Source organism: Allobosea vaviloviae, from assembly GCF_001298265.1.
GTDB classification, from domain to species: Bacteria; Pseudomonadota; Alphaproteobacteria; order Rhizobiales; family Beijerinckiaceae; genus Allobosea; species Allobosea vaviloviae_B.
This window is the reverse complement of sequence record NZ_LGSZ01000070.1, coordinates 1-17807: the sequence shown is the minus strand read 5'-3', so window position 1 is coordinate 17807 and position 17807 is coordinate 1. Positions and strand designations below refer to the sequence as shown.

The 17807-nt window shown below is 67.8% G+C and carries 15 protein-coding genes; 8 read left to right on the top strand and 7 right to left on the bottom strand.

The window, feature by feature from the left end:
- Positions 1-158 precede the first annotated feature (158 nt).
- The 4 genes from AE618_RS23405 to AE618_RS23390 all read left to right on the top strand — a co-directional run bounded on the left by AE618_RS23405 (position 159) and on the right by AE618_RS23390 (position 5639).
- Positions 159-1238, top strand: coding sequence for a Gfo/Idh/MocA family protein (locus tag AE618_RS23405; protein ID WP_248310995.1), 1080 nt, complete (start codon positions 159-161; stop codon positions 1236-1238).
- 5 nt (positions 1239-1243) lie between these two features.
- Complete coding sequence (locus AE618_RS23400) at positions 1244-3151, top strand: bifunctional sugar phosphate isomerase/epimerase/4-hydroxyphenylpyruvate dioxygenase family protein (RefSeq protein WP_248310994.1); 1908 nt, start codon at positions 1244-1246, stop codon at positions 3149-3151.
- Between the two features lie 109 nt (positions 3152-3260).
- A complete protein-coding gene (locus tag AE618_RS23395; protein WP_054211489.1) occupies positions 3261-3548 on the top strand; it encodes an addiction module antidote protein in 288 nt (95 codons plus the stop codon).
- Between the two features lie 135 nt (positions 3549-3683).
- Entirely contained in the window at positions 3684-5639 is a 1956-nt protein-coding gene (locus tag AE618_RS23390; protein ID WP_054211488.1) for a bifunctional 2',3'-cyclic-nucleotide 2'-phosphodiesterase/3'-nucleotidase, read from the top strand.
- A 33-nt stretch (positions 5640-5672) separates the two neighbouring features.
- Here AE618_RS23390 and AE618_RS23385 read toward each other — a convergent pair whose 3' ends face one another.
- The 6 genes from AE618_RS23385 to ccrA all read right to left on the bottom strand — a co-directional run bounded on the left by AE618_RS23385 (position 5673) and on the right by ccrA (position 12549).
- On the bottom strand, positions 5673-6743 hold the full coding sequence (locus tag AE618_RS23385; protein ID WP_054211487.1) for an HD-GYP domain-containing protein: 1071 nt from the start codon (positions 6741-6743) through the stop codon (positions 5673-5675).
- 133 nt (positions 6744-6876) lie between these two features.
- Positions 6877-7614, bottom strand: a complete 738-nt coding sequence (locus AE618_RS23380; protein ID WP_054211486.1) for an SIMPL domain-containing protein — start codon at positions 7612-7614, stop codon at positions 6877-6879.
- 85 nt (positions 7615-7699) lie between these two features.
- A complete protein-coding gene (locus AE618_RS23375; RefSeq protein WP_082365518.1) occupies positions 7700-9421 on the bottom strand; it encodes an acyl-CoA dehydrogenase family protein in 1722 nt (573 codons plus the stop codon).
- Positions 9422-9550: 129 nt separating this feature from the next.
- A complete protein-coding gene (locus AE618_RS23370) occupies positions 9551-10435 on the bottom strand; it encodes a DMT family transporter (RefSeq protein ID WP_054211484.1) in 885 nt (294 codons plus the stop codon).
- A gap of 104 nt (positions 10436-10539) precedes the next feature.
- Entirely contained in the window at positions 10540-11199 is a 660-nt protein-coding gene (locus tag AE618_RS23365) for a glutathione S-transferase family protein (protein ID WP_054211483.1), read from the bottom strand.
- A 78-nt stretch (positions 11200-11277) separates the two neighbouring features.
- Positions 11278-12549 (bottom strand): crotonyl-CoA carboxylase/reductase, encoded by a 1272-nt coding sequence (ccrA, locus tag AE618_RS23360; protein ID WP_054211482.1) that lies wholly within the window; start codon positions 12547-12549, stop codon positions 11278-11280.
- Between the two features lie 234 nt (positions 12550-12783).
- Between ccrA and AE618_RS23355 the strand changes: the two genes are divergently transcribed.
- A complete protein-coding gene (locus tag AE618_RS23355; RefSeq protein WP_054211481.1) occupies positions 12784-13119 on the top strand; it encodes a hypothetical protein in 336 nt (111 codons plus the stop codon).
- 24 nt (positions 13120-13143) lie between these two features.
- Here the strand turns inward: AE618_RS23355 and ubiG are convergent, their stop codons facing one another.
- Positions 13144-13914: a bifunctional 2-polyprenyl-6-hydroxyphenol methylase/3-demethylubiquinol 3-O-methyltransferase UbiG gene (gene ubiG / locus AE618_RS23350; protein WP_054211480.1), complete on the bottom strand. Its 771-nt coding sequence runs from the start codon at positions 13912-13914 to the stop codon at positions 13144-13146.
- A 152-nt stretch (positions 13915-14066) separates the two neighbouring features.
- Between ubiG and AE618_RS23345 the strand changes: the two genes are divergently transcribed.
- The 3 genes from AE618_RS23345 (at position 14067) to AE618_RS23330 (ending at position 17759) form a co-directional block, all read left to right on the top strand.
- A complete protein-coding gene (locus tag AE618_RS23345) occupies positions 14067-15305 on the top strand; it encodes an aspartate kinase (protein WP_054211479.1) in 1239 nt (412 codons plus the stop codon).
- Positions 15306-15601: 296 nt separating this feature from the next.
- Positions 15602-16342 carry a metallophosphoesterase family protein gene (locus tag AE618_RS23335; RefSeq protein WP_054211477.1) on the top strand — a complete coding sequence of 247 codons (741 nt, stop codon included), beginning with the start codon at positions 15602-15604 and terminating at the stop codon, positions 16340-16342.
- 16 nt (positions 16343-16358) lie between these two features.
- Entirely contained in the window at positions 16359-17759 is a 1401-nt protein-coding gene (locus AE618_RS23330) for a bifunctional serine/threonine-protein kinase/universal stress protein (protein WP_054211476.1), read from the top strand.
- The last annotated feature ends 48 nt before the right edge of the window (positions 17760-17807 follow it).

Below are 17807 nucleotides of genomic sequence, written 5' to 3'. Positions count from 1 at the left end.
CGGCACCGGCGGGCGCGGCAGAGGTGTATAAGAGACGGCTTGCGGTGGGGAGGGGCGGGGTGGGAGGCCGCAAAGCCGGAGCTCTGTTCTTCGCCGTCTCGCCGAGCGGCACTGCCCCCCACCCCTGCCCTCCCCACCGCAAGCGGGGGGAGGGAGTCATGTCGCGGCTCGAGCCGGAGATCTGCCCTGTGACCACGCCCCTCAAGATCGCCCTCGTCGGCGCCGGGCTGATCGGGCGGACGCATCTGGAGCGGCTGGACGCCTCCCGCGATTGCGACTGCGCCGCCATCTGCGATCCGACCGAGGCGGCCAAGGCGCTGGCGGCCGAGCGCGGCACGCCCTGGTTCGCCTCGATCACGGACTTGCTGGCGGCGCTGAAGCCGGACGGCGCGATCATCGCGACGCCCAACGCGCTGCATGTGCCGGGCGCGATCGCGTGCCTGGAGGCCGGCGTGCCGGTGCTGATCGAGAAGCCGTTGGCGGAGAGCGTTGCGGCGGCGCAGCGTCTGGTCGTGGCGCAGGCGCGCACCGGCGTGCCGGTTCTCGGCGGCCACCACCGCCGACACAACCCGATCGTCAAGGCGGCGCGCAAGCTCGTGCGCGAGGGCGGGATCGGCCGGCTGGTCGCGGTGACCTCGCTGTTCCTGATCCGCAAGCCGGATGACTATTTCGATGTCGCCTGGCGGCGCGAGGCCGGCGGCGGGCCGGTGCTGATCAACCTGATTCACGACATCGACAACCTCCGCTTCATCTGCGGCGAGATCGAGAGCGTGCAGGCGATGACCTCGAACGCGACGCGCGGCTTCGCGGTGGAGGATACCGCTGCCCTCCTCTTCCGCTTCGCAAACGGCGCGCTGGGCACGGCCACCGTCTCCGACGTGACGCCTACACCCTGGAGCTGGGAGCTGTCCTCGGGCGAGAACAAGGCCTATCCGCAGCGCGACGGGCTCTGCTACCTGATCGCGGGGAGCGAAGGCTCGCTGTCGCTGCCCGCCCTGGAACACTGGCGCTACGAGGGCCGACAGGGCTGGTGGGAACCGCTTCTGCGCGAGAGCCTGGCGCTGGCGCCGCTCGAACCGCTGGCCGAGCAGATCCGGCACTTCTGCGCGGTGATCCGAGGTGCGGAGACGCCGATCACCGATGCGGCGGATGCGGCCCGCACGCTCGCGGTGATCGAGGCGGTTGCCGAGGCGGCGCGGCGGGGCCAGCCCGTGACGATCGACCGGATGGAGGGCTGACAGCCATGACTGACAAGGCCATGACGAATCCCGCGCCAAACCCGACCTCGATCGCCACCGTTTCGCTGAGCGGCGACCTCACGGAAAAGCTCCAGGCGATCGCGGCGGCCGGGTTCGACGCGGTCGAGGTCTTCGAGAATGATTTCCTGACCTTCGACGGCGGGCCGCGCGAGGTCGGCCGCATGGTCGCCGATCTCGGCATGACCATCTCAGCCTTCCAGCCCTTCCGCGATTTCGAGGGCATGCCGGAGCCGCTGCGCGCCCGCGGCTTTGCCCGGGCGGAGCGCAAATTCGCGATCATGAACGAGCTCGGCACTGATCTGATGCTGATCTGCTCGAACGTTTCGCCGCAGGCACTGGGCGGCATCGACCGGGCGGCGGCCGACTTCCACGAACTCGGCGATCTCGCCGCGCGCTTCGGGGTGCGCGTCGGCTATGAGGCGCTGGCCTGGGGCCGCCACGTCAACGACTACCGCGACGCCTGGGAGATCGTTCGCCGGGCCGACCATGAGCGCATCGGCGTCATCCTCGATTCCTTCCACACGCTGGCGCGCCAGTCGCCACTGGGGCCGATCGCCTCGATCCCCGGAGACCGCATTTTCCTCGTCCAGCTGGCGGACGCGCCCAAGCTCGACATGGACGTGCTGAGCTGGAGCCGGCATTTCCGCTGTTTTCCCGGCCAGGGCGATCTGGCGGTGACCGATTTCGTGCGAGCGGTCGCCCAGACCGGCTACAAGGGACCGCTCTCGCATGAGATCTTCAACGACCAGTTCCGGGCCGGCTCGGCGCGGAGGCTGGCGACCGACGGCATGCGCTCGCTGATCGCGCTGGCCGACCAGACGGCGCCGCATCTGCCACCGCGCGCGCAGGTGCTGGGCGTCGAGTTCATCGAGTTCGCGCTCGACGAGGACACCGCCGCCGAGCTGTCGGGCCTGTTCTCGGCACTGGGTTTTCGCCGGACCGGCCTGCATGTCAGCAAATCCGTGGCGCGCTGGAGCCAGGGCGACATCAACCTGTTGCTCAACACCGAGACGGACGGCTTCGCCCAGTCCCATGCGATCATGCACGGTCCCGGCGTCTGCGCGATCGCGCTGCGGGTCGACGATGTCGGACAGGCGATGGCACGGGCCGGCGGGCTGAGGATTCCGAGCTTCGAGCAGCCTGTCGGGCCTGGCGAGCTGCATATCCCGGCCATTCGCGGCGTCGGCGGCTCGCTGATCTATTTCACCCAGCCCGAGGGCGATCTCGGCCATATCTGGGAGAAGGATTTCGCGCCCGTACCGGCGGCAGCGGCCCCGCCCGCAGCGCTGCTGCAGAGCGTCGACCACATTTCCCAGTCGATGGACTATGAGGAGATGCTGTCCTGGCTGCTGTTCTACAGCTCGCTCTTCCAGCTCGAGCGGATCCCGCAGCTCGCCATCGCCGATCCCGGCGGGCTGGTCGAGAGCCGGCCACTGGTTGCCTCCGACGGAGGCTTGCGCTTCGTGCTCAACGGCTCGCAGGCGACGCGCACCCTGTCCTCGCGCTTCGTCTCGGAGCATTTCGGATCTGGCGTGCAGCACATCGCCTTCGACGCTCCCGACATCTTCGCGGCGGTAGCGGCGATGCGGGCTGCGGGTCTGTCCTTCCTCGACATCCCCGAGAACTACTACGAGGATCTGGAGGCGCGGCACGGGCTGGAACCCGCCTTCATCGACGCGCTTCGCGAGCATCACATCCTATACGACCGCGACGGCGAAGCCGAGTTCCTGCAGGTCTACACCCATGTCTTCGCGCAGCGCTTCTTCTTCGAGATCGTCGAGCGGCGCGGCGGGTATGCAGGTTTTGGCGCGGTCAATGCGCCGGTAAGGCTCGCCGCCCAGGCACGCGAGGCGCGGCCCGTGACCATGCCCCGCTCGCTGCGGGAGCGATAGGGGCTGCGGGCGCCAGTCACGTCCCATCGCTAAAGATCGTGTAGTCTACCCATAATCACGCCAGGCGGCTGACATTGCCAGGCCCGGCAGATGGCGAAGGACCTCTAGGATGCCGATCGAAACCCGGGACTTCGACGTCCAGAACTACCTGAAGACGCCGGAAGATCAGGCGGCCTATATCGAGGCCGCGCTCGAGCAGGGCGACCCCTCCTTCATCGCCGCTGCGCTGGGCGACATCGCCCGGGCTCGTGGCGTCACGGCCTTCGCCGCCGAGACGGGCTTAAGCCGTGAGGCGATCTACAAGGCCTTCAAACCCGGCGGCAACCCGACGCTCGACACGCTCTCGAAAGCGACGAAGGCGTTGGGGCTGAGGCTAGCGGTGGTGCCTGCGGCCTAAGAGCGGCCGCGGCACCCCGAGGCGCATACCGGGCGCATCCTGTCATGATCTTCGGCGTGCATGACATCTTCCGCATGTCATGGCGGCGCCGCAATGCTAGCTTCCGTATCGCGGCATCAGCATCAGGAGCAGGCCATGGCACGCGAAACCCGTTTCAACCGCCGTGACACGCTGAAGGCCGCCGCCGTGATCGCAACCGCGGCCACCCTGCCCTCCGTTCTCGCCGCCCAGACGCCGGCCCGGTTGAAGCTGCGCGTGCTGGAGACGACCGACCTGCACGTCAATGTCGTGCCTTACGACTATTTCCGCGACGGCCCCGACGACACGGTCGGGCTCGCCAAGACCGCGAGCCTGATCAAGGCGGCGCAGGCGGAGGCGAAGAACAGCCTGCTGTTCGACAATGGCGACTTCCTGCAGGGCTCGTCGCTCGGGGACTACATCGCCTACAAGAAGGGCCTCAAGCCCGGCGAGATCCACCCCATGCTCGCGGCGATGAACACGCTGCCCTATCTGTGCGGAACGCTCGGCAATCATGAGTTCAACTACGGGCTCGATTTCCTCGACAACGGCTTGGCCAAGGCCGAGTTTCCGATGGTCTGCGCGAATGTCGAGCGGGTCGGCGGAGCGGCGCTGGTCGATCCCTGGCGGCTGTTCGAGCAGAGCTTCGAGGATGAGGCCGGCCAGCAGCAGGTCCTGAAGATCGGCGTGATCGGCTTCGTACCGCCGCAGATCATGCAATGGGACAAGGCCAATCTTGAGGGCAAGATCGTCGCCTCCGATATCGTCAATGCCGCCCACAAGCATCTGCCGGAGCTGCTGAAGGCCGGGCCCGACCTCGTCATCGCGCTGTGCCATTCCGGCATCGCGGGCGGCGAGCGCCGGGGCATGGAAGAGAATGCGGCGCTGCATCTGGCCGCGCTCGACGGCATCGACGTGATCCTGACCGGCCACCAACACCTCGTCTTCCCCGGCGGAAAGGCGTTCGACGGCATTGCCGGCGTCGACAACGTCAAGGGCACGCTGCATGGCAAGCCGGCATGCCAGCCCGGCTTCTGGGGCTCGCATCTCGGGCTGATCGATCTCGAGCTGGAGAAGCGCGGCGAACGCTGGCAGATCGCCGCGTTCAAGGTCGAGCCGAAGCCGATCTACGAGCGCACGCCCGATCGCAAGATCGTCCCGAAAGCGTCAGCCGAGCCCGCCGTACTCGCCGCCGTCAAGGCCGACCATGAGGCGACGCTGGTCTATATGCGCGAGCCCGTCGGCAAGACCGCATCGCCGATCAACTCGTTCTTCGCGCTGGTCGCCGACGATCCGTCCGTCCAGATCGTCGCCGAGGCGCAGATCGCCTATGCCAGGGGGCTGATGGCGCAGACGCAGTGGAAGGACCTGCCGATCCTCTCGGCGGCCGCGCCGTTCAAATCCGGCGGGCGGGCGGGGCCTGCCTTCTTCACCGACATCCCGGCCGGGCCGATCGCGATCAAGAACGTCGCCGATATCTATCTCTACCCGAACACGGTGCAGATCGTGAAGGTGACCGGCGCGCAGGTCGCCGAATGGCTGGAGCGCTCGGCCGGCATCTTCAACCGGATCGACCCCGCCAGGACGGCCGAGCAGCCGCTGATCAATCCGGGCTTCCCGGCGTTCAATTTCGACGTGATCGACGGCGTGACCTACAAGATCGATGTCACCCAGGCCTCGCGCTACGACGGCGACGGCAAACTCGTCGCGCCCGAGGCGCGCCGCATCGTCGACCTCGCCTTTCAGGGCAAGCCGATCGACAAGGCGGCGCAATTCCTCGTCGTCACCAACAATTACCGCGCCTCGGGCGGCGGCAATTTTCCGGGCACGAAGACGACGGTCGTGCTGGAGGCGCCCGACCTCAACCGCGACGTGATCGTCCGCTTCATCCTGTCGAAGGGCACGATCGAGCCGAAGGCCGATGGCAACTGGTCGCTGGCGCCGCTGCCCCCGGGCGTGGAGGCGACGTTCGTGACTTCGCCGGCCGCGGCCGGGAAGCTGCCCGAGGGGCTCAAGGCGGAAGCCCTGGGCGATGGCGGCGAGGGCTTCGCGAAGTACCGGTTACGGGGGTGAGATCGTCCAGCCGCCGCGCAGGCGACGCGGGCATCACGCCGCCTGCGCGGTCTTCTGGACGACCTGCTGGAAAGCCCGGACCAGCGCCGCGTCGAGCTTGCCGCCCATCAACTGGAGGATGTCATAGGCCTGCTCGGGCATCATTGGCGGCTTGTAGCTGCGGCGCTCGATCAGCGCGGCGTAGATGTCGCAGATCGTGATGATCCGCACCACGTCGGAAATCTGGCTGCCGCCGAGCCCGTCCGGATAGCCCGAGCCGTCGAGATATTCGTGATGGGAGCGCACGGCCGCAAGGATTTCGGGCTGGAAGCCGCCCTGAGCCAGAAGCATCGCGTGGCCGATGGCGGGATGCGTACGCATCACCACCTGCTCGGCATGATCGAGCGCTCCGGGCTTGTGCAGAAGTTCGAGCGGAATCCGGGCCTTGCCGATATCGTGGAGGACAGCGGCCCGCGTCACAAGCTTGCGGTCCTCGGCCGAAAAGCCGAGGTCATGGGCGAAGCTCGCTGCGAGGCCGGCAACGAGCATGCAGTGCTGATAGGTCAGGTCGTCATAGCTCCAGACGACCTGCAGCCAGTCGCCGATGTCGCTGGCGCCGGCCGCCTGGTCGATCGCCTCGACCGAAGCCTCGACGGCACGAAGCGCGATCGGCCCCCCCGCCGAGGCGGATTGCAGCATGTCGGCAAGCGAGGCCGCCGCCGTCGCCAGATGGGCGCGGGTGAAGGCCGCGGTTCCCCTGGCTGGGTCTGCGGCATCGCCCTCATGCAGAAGCTGCTCGATGGTTTTCAGAAGCTGCGAGGCCGCCATATCCGCCGACAAGACCTCCGTGGCGCCGATGGCGCGGGCCTGGATCGTCGAACGGGCCGTCATGCCCCGCAGCAGGCAGAGATAGGGCGCTCCCCTGCCCCGATGGCGGGCCAAAGCGGCGCGCATCGCCTCGACCGAGTGCCGCTGTGCAAGATCGACGTCGCTGACGACGATCTGCGGCTGCGTCACGGGGGCGGCACCATGGTGCTCCAGTGCGATGACCCGGCATGGCCCCCAAAAGCCAAGACGGCGCGCGAGGTCGCGACTCTCGTCGAGGCGATCGGTGATCAGAAGCATTCGCGCGGGTTCCCCGGCCGGCGTCGTGGCAGCACCGGCGATGGAACAGCGAATTTATGAATTTACTGCCTACGCGGCAGCGGATCTTCAACCGCTGCGCGCAAGTGCCGCCGGCTTCGCCGAGCAAGATGTCTCAAGGCAGGATCTCAAAGACCAGGTTCACCGTCGTGCTGTAGCTGTTCTCGCCACGCTCCACGGGAACGAAGCCGTCGGCGGCCGCTGCCCGCATCATCTTGCCCATCGGCATCGGGCCGGAACGCAGGGATGGCTCCTCGATGGAGAGAATGCGGCCCAGCTTGACGCCTGCGGCATCGGCCAGCGTGCGGGCTCGTGCCATGGCATCGGTGACGGCCCGTTTGCGCGCCTCCGTCAGGCTCGGCTTCAGGTCGTCATTGACGAAGCTGATGTCGCCGCCCTGATTGACGCCGAGGCTGATGGTCTTGTCGAGGATGGCTCCGACCGCGGACAGATCGCGGATGCGGACGGTCAGGGCGTTGCTGGCGGAGTACCCGCTGATCTTCGGGGCCTGAGGCTTGGCCTGCGGGCCTGGTTGCGTATAGCGCGGCTGGATGTTCAGGCCTGCGGTCTGCAGGTCGCGCTCGGCGATGCCGGCCGCCTTCAGTCCCGCCAGCACCTGCTTCATCGCCTCGTTGCTGGCACTCAGTGCCTCGCGCGCCGTATCGGCCTCACGCACAACCGAGAGCGTGAGGATGGCCATGTCGGGGGCGACGCTGACCTCGCCCTCCCCGGCGACGCTGATCCGTGGCGAAGGCTGGGCCGGGGCCTGTTGCGCAATCGCCGGCGCCGTCAGTGCCGCAGCGGCACAGGCAAGCGCCGATCCCAGGACGATGGTGGCTGCGCGTTTCGACATAGACTGATCCTGACGCTCTCGTGCCGTCATCGGCGAGGTGAGAGAAGCAGGGCCATCATGTCGAAATTATTGCCGTCCGGTGGCCTCAGCCCTCGACCAGCCGCCTTGCAATCACCTGCGCCTGGATTTCGGCGGCGCCCTCGAAGATGTTGAGGATGCGGGCGTCGCAGAGCACGCGGCTGATCGCGTATTCCAGCGCGAAACCGTTGCCGCCATGGATCTGCAGCGCGTTGTCGGCGGCGGCCCAGGCGACGCGGGCGCCGAGCAGCTTGGCCATGCCGGCCTCGAGATCGCAGCGGCGCTCGGCATCCTTCTCGCGGGCGGCGAAATAGGTGAGTTGGCGGGCGATCAGGATCTCGGCCGCCATCATCGCGAGCTTGTCGGCAACGCGCGGGAAGGCGATCAGCTTCTTGCCGAACTGGACGCGCTCCTTGGCGTAGCGCAAACCGAGATCGAAGGCGGATTGCGCGACGCCGACGGCGCGCGCGGCGGTCTGGATACGGGCCGCCTCGAAGGTCTGCATGAGTTGCTTGAAGCCCTGCCCCTCGACGCCGCCGAGCAGGTTCTCGGCCTTGACGGTGAACCCGTCGAAGGCGAGCTCGTATTCCTTCATGCCGCGATAGCCGAGCACCTCGATCTCGCCACCGGTGAGGCCGTCGACGGGAAACGGGTCGGCATCCGTGCCGCGCGGCTTCTCCGCGATCAGCATGGACAGGCCCTTGTAGCCACTCTCGGACGGGTCGGTGCGGACCAGCAGCGTCATGATGTCGGCGCGGACGGGATGGGTGATCCAGGTCTTGTTGCCGGACACCTTCCAGACAGCCGCATCCCCTTCGCCCTCGCGGACGGCGCGGGTGCGCAGGCTGGCGAGGTCCGAACCGGTATTGGGCTCGGTGAAGACGGCGGTGGGCAGCACCTCGCCCGAGGCGAGCTTCGGCAGCCACTTTTCCTTCTGCGCGTCGGTGCCGCCGCAAAGGATCAGTTCGGCGGCGATCTCGGAGCGCGTTCCGAGCGAGCCGACGCCGATATAGCCGCGCGACAGCTCCTCCGAGACGACGCACATCGAGACCTTGGTGAGGCCCATGCCGCCGAATTCCTCGGGAATGGTCAGGCCGAAGACGCCGAGCTCGGCCATCTTCTCGACCACCGCCATCGGGATGTAGTCATTCTTCAGGTGCCACTCATGGGCGTGGGGCGTGACTTCCGCCGCGCAGAAGCGGCGCATCTCCGAGCGGATCGCCTCCAGGGTCTCGTCGAGGCCGGGATCGCCGACGCCCGCCGCGCCGTCATCCTGGCTGAACAGATCGACCAGGCGGGCACGGTTCTCCGGCGTGTTGCCCTGCGCGATCAGCGCCTCTGCGGCCTCGGTCCGGGCGGCGGCGATGGCGGTGGCGGACAAGCCGAGCGCTGGCAGCCGGACGATCTCGTTCTGGCTCATCGGAATGCCGCCGAAGATCTGGGCGGCATATTCGCCCGCGCCGATCCGGATGGCATAGTCCTCGATCGCGCCGTAGCGGTCCTCGGCTGCGAGGCGCTCGCCATAGGCCTTCAGCTCGCGCAGCGCCATGACATAGGTCGCCAGCCAGGACAGGCCGTGGGCGGCGTGTTGCTGCGCCTCCAGCAAGGCCGAGGAAATCCGGCCGTCGATCGTGACCTTGCCGCGCACGGCGGCGATTGCCTCCTGCAGCAGGGTCTCGAAACCCGGCAGCGCCGCCTCGATCAACGCCACGGCGCTGGTCGGCATCGGCGATGCGGCGGCGGACGATGCGGCGGCGGCGGGCGATGTAGCAGAGGCTTGGGCGCTCATGGTTTTCCCTCCCTTGTTGCGACGCAGCATAGGCTGAACACGGAAGGGACGAAAAGGCGCCTTTTGGGTGATGCGTCACTGCAAGCGAAGCGATTGCTTCGCTCGCCAGGACGGTGAGGTCCGGCCGCCCTACTTCCGGCTCGCAAGGATGACGCCGGCGATCGTCAGCGCCATGCCGGCGAGCTGGATCAGCGACATCGTCTCTCCGAACAGGAGCCAGGCTTCGAGCGCGACCAGCGCCGGCACGAGATACAGGAAGGTGGCGATGCGCGAGACCTCGCCCCTGCGCAGGATGACGAGGTAGAGCCCGATGCCGCCGAGCGAGAGCGCCAGCACCGACCAGGCCAGCACCAGGGCCATCGTCAGGTTCCACTCGATCCGCATCGGCTCCAGCGCGAAGGCCAGCGGAGCTGTGAACAGGAACGCAGCGCCATACTGGATCGTCGTCACCGTGCGCAGATCGCCCGAGACGATGCGGGCCTTCTGGTAGAAGGAGCCGAAGGTCACGGCGAACATGCCGACGACGTTGACCGCCACCGGCAGCAGGATGCCCCAGAGCGCGACCGGATCGACCCCGACCAGCTTGGGCTCCAGCACGAGCGCAATGCCGACGAAGCCGCAAGCGATGCCGGCCCAGCGGGCCGGCGAGATGCGCTCGCCGACGAGCGCCGGCGCCAGCATCGCGGTCAGGATCGGCTGCAGACCGGCTATCAAGCCGGAGATGCCTGCCGGCAGGCCATGACGCACCGCCCACCAGACGCCGCAGAGATAGATGGCGTGCAGCAGGATGCCGGTGACGATGCAGTCGAGCCAGGCCCGCGGCGTTGCCGGCCAGGACGCCTTCATGGCCAAGGAGAGCGCGGCGAGCAGAACCCCGGCGCTGGCGAAACGCACGGACAGAAAGGTCAGCGGATCGGCATATTGCGCCGAATAGCCGGCAACGATCCACCCCGACGACCAGAGGAAGGTGAAGATCAACGGGACGGCGTTGAGAAAGAGGGGCGATGAGACCATGGGACGCCTTTGCGAGCGCGATGCTCTACATGGCTTCCTCTCCCCGCGACAGCGCTTGCGCGCCCGCCCGCCATGACGTGATGGCGGGCGATCGTCGGAGCGTCTCAGTCGCGGTCGGGCGCGCCGAGCGGGAACAGATGGCGAAAGGGCCGTGCCGCTTCGACGGCGCGCGCGACGGAGGGGCGTGCGAGCAGCCGCGCGCGATAGGCGCGCGTGTTCGGGAAGGCCGCGTCGATCTCGTGGACCCAGTCGGCATAGAAGAGCGATGGCGCGGCTGCACAGTCGGCCATGCTGAACTCGCCGCCGCAGGCCCAGTCCCGGTCGACGAGCTTCGCGTCCAGCCATTGATAGGCGGTGTCGAGCAGCGCGCGCGCCTCGGCAACGCCGAGCGCGTCCCGGTCCTGCGCCGCCCGGATGCGGTCGAAGACGATCCGCATCATCGGCGTCATGACATAGCTGTCGAAGAAGCGGTCCATCAGGCGCACGGGAAGCGCAGCCTTTGGGTCTGTCGGAAGCAGCCGGCGCGAACCGGGATGATAAAGCTCGAGATGCTCGAGGATGATGCTGGATTCGAGGATGGTCTCTGCCCCGTCGACCAGCACCGGAAAGCGCTTCAGCGGCCAGAGCGCCGCGAATTCCTCCCCGTTCTTCGGGTTTTCGCTGCTCAGCAGGCGCAGCGTGAAGGGCGTCTCGCTTTCGTCAAGCGCGATCAGCACCTTCTGCGAGTATGAGGAGAAGGGATGGGCGTAGAGCTGGAGCGACATGGAAACCTCGTCCGGTCAATTACTTTACCGAACGTTTAAGTTTTATCGCTCCAGCGCGCAAGCCCCGATACGCGGCCCCTACCGCGCCAGCGCCTCGGCCACGTCCTCATAGGTTCGCAGGCCCGTGCGCGGGGCGTAGACCAGCACGGCCATGTTGCCGGGTGCGTGCTCGTTTTTCCACATCTTGTGGTGGGCGAGCGGGATCTTGTCCCAGGGGAAGACCTCGGACATGCAGGGGTCGACGCGGCGGTCGATGACGAACTGGTTGGCGGCGCTCGCCTGCTTGAGATGGGCGAAATGCGAGCCCTGGACGCGCTTCTGCCGCATCCAGACATAGCGGGCGTCGAAGGTGATGTTGAAGCCCGAGGTGCCCGCGCAGAACACGATCATGCCGCCGCGCTTGGCGACGAGGCAGGAGACCGGGAAGGTCGCTTCGCCCGGATGCTCGAAGACGATGTCGACATCCTTCTTGCCCGTGATGTCCCAGATCGCCTTGCCGAACTTGCGGGCCTCTTTCGTCCAGTCGTTGTATTCTGGCGAGTTCACCTTGGGCATCTGCCCCCAGCAGTTGAAATCCTTGCGGTTGATCACGCCCTTGGCGCCGAGCCCCAGCACATAGTCGCGCTTGGTCTCGTCGGAGATCACGCCGATGGCGTTGGCGCCCGATGCCGCACAGAGCTGGACGCCGAAGACGCCCAGGCCCCCGGAGGCGCCCCAGACCAGCACATTGTCGCCGGGCTTGATGGTGTGCGGAGCGTGGCCGAAGAGCATGCGATAGGCGGTGGCGAGCGTCAGCGTGTAGCAGGCCGCCTCCTCCCAAGCCAAATGCTTCGGCTTGAGCATGAGCTGGCGCGACTGGACCCGGCAGAACTGCGCGAAGGAGCCGTCCGGCGTCTCGTAGCCCCAGATGCGCTGCGAGGAGGAGAACATCGGGTCGCCGCCATTGCACTCCTCGTCGTCGCCGTCGTCCTGGTTGCAATGGACGATGACCTCGTCGCCGACCTTCCAGCGCTTCACCTTGGAGCCGACGGCCCAGACGATGCCGGAACAGTCCGAGCCCGCGACGTGAAGCGGGCCCTTATGGACGTCGAAGGGCGAGATCGGCTGGCCGAGCCCTGCCCAGATGCCGTTGTAGTTGACGCCGCCCGCCATCACGAGGAGCAGCACCTCCTCCTCGCCGATCGTCCAGGTCGGGATCACCTCGACCTGGAAACTCTCCTGCGGCGGGCCATGGCGCTCGCGGCGGATCGTCCAGGCATACATGCTGGCGGGGACGTGGCCGAGCGGCGGCAGTTCGCCCAGTTCGTAGAGGTCCTTGAGCGGTGTCGCGGCGGCCTGCGGCTTCGGCATGGTCGTTCCTCCCTGTTTCTCCGCCAATTGCGGTCCGCGCGCGCGACCCGACGGGATTGCCCGAGATCATGCATCTTATGCTGCGGCGCGCCATCCATCCATCGGACTATGCCGCAGCGCAAAATCGTAGCGCGGGACACAGCGCTCGCACAGCCTGCCGGGCCGTGCTCTGCGCGCAGCATCCCCTTAACGAGCCGATGCTATACCAGCGTGGAGGAATTTCAGGGGTTTTCGATGCGCGCACTGATCCTGATGCTCGGCCTGCCCGATATGTCGACACCGCAGCTGGTTGTCTTCCTGGCCATTGTCGGTGTCGGAGTCCTGCTGTTCGGCTGGATTTCCGACATGCTGCTGCGCGACGGCGCCTTCGGCATCATCATCAACGGCCTGATCGTCCTGGCCGGCGCCATCGGCGGCACGCTGATCTGGCGCAAGCTCGACTACGTCACGACCTGGCGGCATTTGGGTTATGCGATCGGCAGCAACCCGGCGGCCACCAGCGCCTTCGTCGCGTTGGGCGCAGGGCTCGCGACGCTGATCATCATCACGACCGTCAGGCGCTGGCTCTGAGCGGCCGGCCGGCCCGCCTCCCTGTCAGGTCTGGCGATAGGCCGCCAGCATGTAGTTGACGTCCATGTCCTTGGCCGCCGACCAGCGATCCGAAAGCGGATTGTAGACGACGCCGGTGCTTTCGCCGAGCTCCAAGCCGCCACGTTCGATCGCCGCACCAAGTTCGTCCGGCGTCACGAACTTCTCCCAATCATGCGTGCCGCGCGGCAGCCAGCGCAGGACGTATTCGGCGCCGACAATGGCCAGGGCATAAGATTTCAGCGTGCGGTTCAACGTCGCCATGACGAGCAGGCCGCCGGGCTTCACAGCCGCGCAGCAGGCGGAGACGAAGGCCTCGACATCGGCGACATGCTCGACCACCTCCATCGCCAGCACGATGTCATAGCGCGCGCCCTCGGCGACCAGCGCCTCGATGGTCTGCTGGCGGTAGTCGATCGACAGCCCGCCCGCCTCCGCATGGCCAAGCGCGACGGCGATGTTGGTCGGCGCCGGGTCAAGCCCCGTGACCTGTGCGCCCAGACGCGCCAGCGGCTCGCAGAGCACGCCGCCACCACAGCCGATGTCGACCAGCGTCAGATCCGCCAGCGACCGCATCGTCTTCGGATCGCGGCCGAAGCGGGCGCAGGCGAGATCGCGAATAAAGGTCAGTCGCACGGGATTGAACTTGTGCAGCACGGCCATCGGACCTTTCGGGTCCCACCAGGTTTTCGCGATCGCCTCGAACCGCGCCACCTCGGCGGGATCGATCGTCGTGCTCTCTTGCGTCGCGTCGTCGCGCTGAGCCGTCGCCGCCATGGTCCTGAGCCTTCCGTTCGCGTGCCGTTTGCCTGCCCTGCATTGACAGGCTGGCCGCTGCCCGTCATCTACACCCGCCCCGCGCCAGGCGCGAGGGCGACCTTTCGTCCCGGCGCGACCGGGACCACGATGTTGAGAGCCTCTGGACTGCCATGGCCCGTCTGGTGATGAAATTTGGCGGCACGTCCGTCGCCACGATCGAGCGCATCCGCAACTCCGCGCTTCACGTCAAACGCGAATTCGACGCCGGCAACGAGGTCGCGGTCGTGGTCTCCGCGATGTCGGGCAAGACCAACGAGCTGGTCGCCTGGTGCAAGGAAGCCTCGGCGCTGTACGACCGTGCCGAATACGATGTCGTCGTCGCGTCGGGCGAGCAGGTGACGTCGGGCCTGATGGCGCTTGTCCTGCAGGAGATGGGCCTGCCTGCCCGCTCCTGGCAGGGCTGGCAAATCCCGATCCATGGCTCGGACGCGCATGGCTCCTCGCGCATCGAGAGCGTCGACGGCGCCGGCATCCTCGCCGGCTTCGACCGCAACCGCGAGATCGCGGTGTGCTCGGGGTTCCAGGGCCTGCACGCGCAGTCGAACCGCATCGTGACGCTCGGCCGCGGCGGCTCCGACACCTCGGCGGTCGCGATCGCGGCCGGTCTCAAGGCCGATCGCTGCGACATCTACACCGATGTCGACGGCGTCTATACGACCGACCCGCGCGTGGTGCCGAAGGCGCGGCGCATGGACAGGGTCTCCTTCGAGGAGATGCTGGAAATGGCCTCGCTCGGCTCCAAGGTGCTGCAGGTGCGCTCGGTCGAGATCGCGATGGTCCATCGCGTGCCGACCTATGTCCGCTCCTCCTTCGACGACCCCAACCATCCCAATCCCGGCACCCTCATCTGCGACGAGGACGACATCGTGGAACAGCAGATCGTCACCGGCATCGCGTTCTCGCGCGACGAAGCCCAGATCACACTCCGGCGCGTAGCCGACAAGCCCGGCATCGCGGCGGCGATCTTCGGCCCGCTCGCTGACGCCAACATCAATGTCGACATGATCATCCAGGTCGTCTCCGACGACCAGGCGACGACCGACATCACCTTTACGGTGCCGGCTGCCGATTTCGAGCGGTCCAAGTCCCTGCTGGAAAGCCTGCACGGCCAGATCCACTACCAGGCGCTGCAAGGCGCCACCGACGTGGTCAAGGTCTCGGCCATCGGCGTCGGCATGCGCAGCCATGCCGGCGTCGCGGCCCGCGCCTTCCGGGCGCTGTCGGAGAAGGGCATCAACATCCGCGCGATCACCACCTCCGAGATCAAGTTCTCGGTGCTGATCGACGCCGCCTACACCGAACTGGCAGTGCGGACGCTGCACTCGCTCTACGGGCTGGATGCCGCTTAAGTCGCCGACCAGCCTGGCGCCACTGTCTTCAAGGGCGCCGTGCAAGCATTGCAGCCCGCGAATTTGCGGCACGCGACGCAAGCTGCCCCGGCGCGAGACGCTACTCTCCTCCTGATCTCGGCCCCGACCCGGCGGCGATGACGGTCGAGGCGTTGGCCGGGATGATCAGCGACCTCGTCGCGCATTTCCTGTCGAGCTTGCGACCGGCCGCCTGACGCGGCCGCGCCGAAAGGCCAATGGCGCGTTGCGCCGTCAGGTGGCAAAGCTGCCGCCGGCCCTCAGCGATCCAGCCGCCCATGCGCATCGCCGTCCTCACGGATCTGCACGCCAATCGCGAGGCGACCGAGGCGGTCCTCGCCGAGGTCGCGCGCTTGGCGCCCGACCGCATCGTGCTGCTCGGCGATATCGTGGGTTACGGGCCCGACCCCGCTTTCGCGGTCGAGGCGACCGACCGGCTGGTCGCGGATGGGGCGCTCTGCGTGCTGGGCAATCATGACGAGGCCACGGTTCAGGGTCCGGGCGGGATGACGCCGCATGCCCATGACGCGATCGTCTGGACGCGCGCGCAGCTCTCGCCTGCCCATCTCGCCTTCCTCTCCCGCTTGCCGCTGACGGCGGAGCTGCCGGGCATGCTGCTGGTCCATGCCAGCGCCGCGACGCCAGGCAAATGGCCCTATCTGCGCGATGAGAAGACGGCGCGCGAGTGCCTGGCGGCGACGTCGGCGCCGCTGGTGCTCTGCGGCCATACCCATGTGCCGGCGATCTATTACGCGCTGCCGGGACGCGAGCCGGTGCGCTTCACGCCGCTGCCGCAGGTCGCAGCGCCGCTCTCGGCGATCCGCCGCCATGTCGTGGTGGTCGGCGCCGTCGGCCAGCCGCGCGACGGCAATCCCGCAGCATGCTTCGCGCTGCTCGACACCGACCGGCGCGAGGTGACGATGCTGCGCGTGCCCTATGACGCGCAGGAGACCGCCCGCAAGATCGCCTCTGCCGGCCTGCCGGACTGGCTCGGCCTGCGGCTGCAGGTCGGCCGCTAGGACGAAGGGAACCGCCATGGAAACGCCCCGTATCGGCTCGGGCATCGACGGCTTCACCCTGACGGAGCGGCTGCCCTCGGGCGGGATGGCGACGCTGTGGCGGGTGAGCCATCCCGACCACGACCTGCCGCTGGTGATGAAGATCCCGATCCTCGATCCCGGCGCCGACGTCTCGACCATCGTCGGCTACGAGACGGAGGTGATGGTCCACAGGCGGCTTTCAGGGCCGCATGTGCCCCGCCTGGTCGGCGCCGGCGATCTCGCCGCCCTCCCCTATATCGCGATGGAATTCGTGGCCGGGGAACGGCTGGCAGAGACGATGCGCAAGGCGCCGCTGCCGATCGCCGAGGTGGTGCGCATCGGCAGCGCGATCGCCGTCGCACTGGCCGATCTGCACCGGCAGAAGGTCGTGCATCTCGATCTCAAGCCCGAGAATGTGATGATGACGCCGGCTGGGGCCGTGCTGCTGGACTTCGGCCTGTCGCGCCATGCCGAGCTGCCGGACCTGCTCGGCGAGGAGAGCTCGGCGCCGATGGGGACGGCGGCCTATATCGCACCCGAACAGGTGCTGGGCGACCGCACCGATCCGGCCAGCGACATCTTCGCGCTGGGCTGCCTGCTCTACCAGATGGCCACCGGCGAGGAGCCCTTTGGCCGGCCGGCGACCCTGCCCGGCATGAAGCGGCGGCTCTATCACGCGCCGCGCCCGCCGCGCGCTCTGCGCCCGGACATGCCGGCCTGGCTGGAGGAGATCGTGCTGCGCTGCATCGAGGTCGATCGCAGCCGCCGCTATGCGGAGGCCTCCAAGGTCGCCTTCGACCTGCGCCATCCCGACCAGGTGGTCGTCGCGCGTCATCGCCGGCCCTCCGCCCCGCCGAGCCTGGGGCAGCGCCTCCTGGCGCGCTTCCAGAAGCGCGAGGAAAGCGAGGTGCTGGGGCCGCCGACGCGCGCGCGGCGCGAGGCCGGCCCCTCGATCGTGCTGGCGGCGGTCGATCTCTCGGGCGCCCATGACGAGCTGGCGCAGGCGATCCTGGCCGAGACGCGCCGCCTTCTGGACGCGAGGGAGGATTCCTGGCTCGCCTGCCTGAGCATCCTGCGCACCGAGATTTTGCGCGACAGCCAGGGCGTCGATGCGCAAGGGCGCTCGGCCTATATCGGGCGGCTCGTCGCGCTGAAGGACTGGGCCCGGCCGCTGCATCTGCGCGAGGACCGCGTCAGCTACCATGTCATCGAGGCGGTCAGCGCCGCGGATGCCATCCTCCACTATGCCGAGCACAACGACATCGACCATATCGTGCTCGGCGCCCGCGGCTCCTCTGCCGTGCGGCGCCATCTCGGCAGCGTCTCGACCAAGGTGGTGGCCGAGGCGCGCTGCTCGGTCTCGGTGGTCAGGATCAAGGGCGGCGCGACATCGTGACCGGCCCGTCGCGTTGACCCCGCCCCTCCCCCTGCCGATGATGCCGCC

What these genes read in the sequence shown, in the direction of transcription:
- AE618_RS23355 (WP_054211481.1), top strand. Translation starts at nt 12,784, where the DNA reads ATGCGCGCACTGATCCTGATGCTCGGCCTGCCCGATATGTCGACACCG.
- ccrA (WP_054211482.1), bottom strand. Translation starts at nt 12,549, where the DNA reads ATGCCGAAGCCGCAGGCCGCCGCGACACCGCTCAAGGACCTCTACGAA.
- AE618_RS23385 (WP_054211487.1), bottom strand. Translation starts at nt 6,743, where the DNA reads ATGCTTCTGATCACCGATCGCCTCGACGAGAGTCGCGACCTCGCGCGC.
- AE618_RS23405 (WP_248310995.1), top strand. Translation starts at nt 159, where the DNA reads ATGTCGCGGCTCGAGCCGGAGATCTGCCCTGTGACCACGCCCCTCAAG.
- AE618_RS23380 (WP_054211486.1), bottom strand. Translation starts at nt 7,614, where the DNA reads ATGTCGAAACGCGCAGCCACCATCGTCCTGGGATCGGCGCTTGCCTGT.
- AE618_RS23395 (WP_054211489.1), top strand. Translation starts at nt 3,261, where the DNA reads ATGCCGATCGAAACCCGGGACTTCGACGTCCAGAACTACCTGAAGACG.
- AE618_RS23390 (WP_054211488.1), top strand. Translation starts at nt 3,684, where the DNA reads ATGGCACGCGAAACCCGTTTCAACCGCCGTGACACGCTGAAGGCCGCC.
- AE618_RS23335 (WP_054211477.1), top strand. Translation starts at nt 15,602, where the DNA reads ATGCGCATCGCCGTCCTCACGGATCTGCACGCCAATCGCGAGGCGACC.
- AE618_RS23375 (WP_082365518.1), bottom strand. Translation starts at nt 9,421, where the DNA reads ATGAGCGCCCAAGCCTCTGCTACATCGCCCGCCGCCGCCGCATCGTCC.
- AE618_RS23400 (WP_248310994.1), top strand. Translation starts at nt 1,244, where the DNA reads ATGACTGACAAGGCCATGACGAATCCCGCGCCAAACCCGACCTCGATC.
- AE618_RS23345 (WP_054211479.1), top strand. Translation starts at nt 14,067, where the DNA reads ATGGCCCGTCTGGTGATGAAATTTGGCGGCACGTCCGTCGCCACGATC.
- AE618_RS23370 (WP_054211484.1), bottom strand. Translation starts at nt 10,435, where the DNA reads ATGGTCTCATCGCCCCTCTTTCTCAACGCCGTCCCGTTGATCTTCACC.
- AE618_RS23365 (WP_054211483.1), bottom strand. Translation starts at nt 11,199, where the DNA reads ATGTCGCTCCAGCTCTACGCCCATCCCTTCTCCTCATACTCGCAGAAG.
- ubiG (WP_054211480.1), bottom strand. Translation starts at nt 13,914, where the DNA reads ATGGCGGCGACGGCTCAGCGCGACGACGCGACGCAAGAGAGCACGACG.
- AE618_RS23330 (WP_054211476.1), top strand. Translation starts at nt 16,359, where the DNA reads ATGGAAACGCCCCGTATCGGCTCGGGCATCGACGGCTTCACCCTGACG.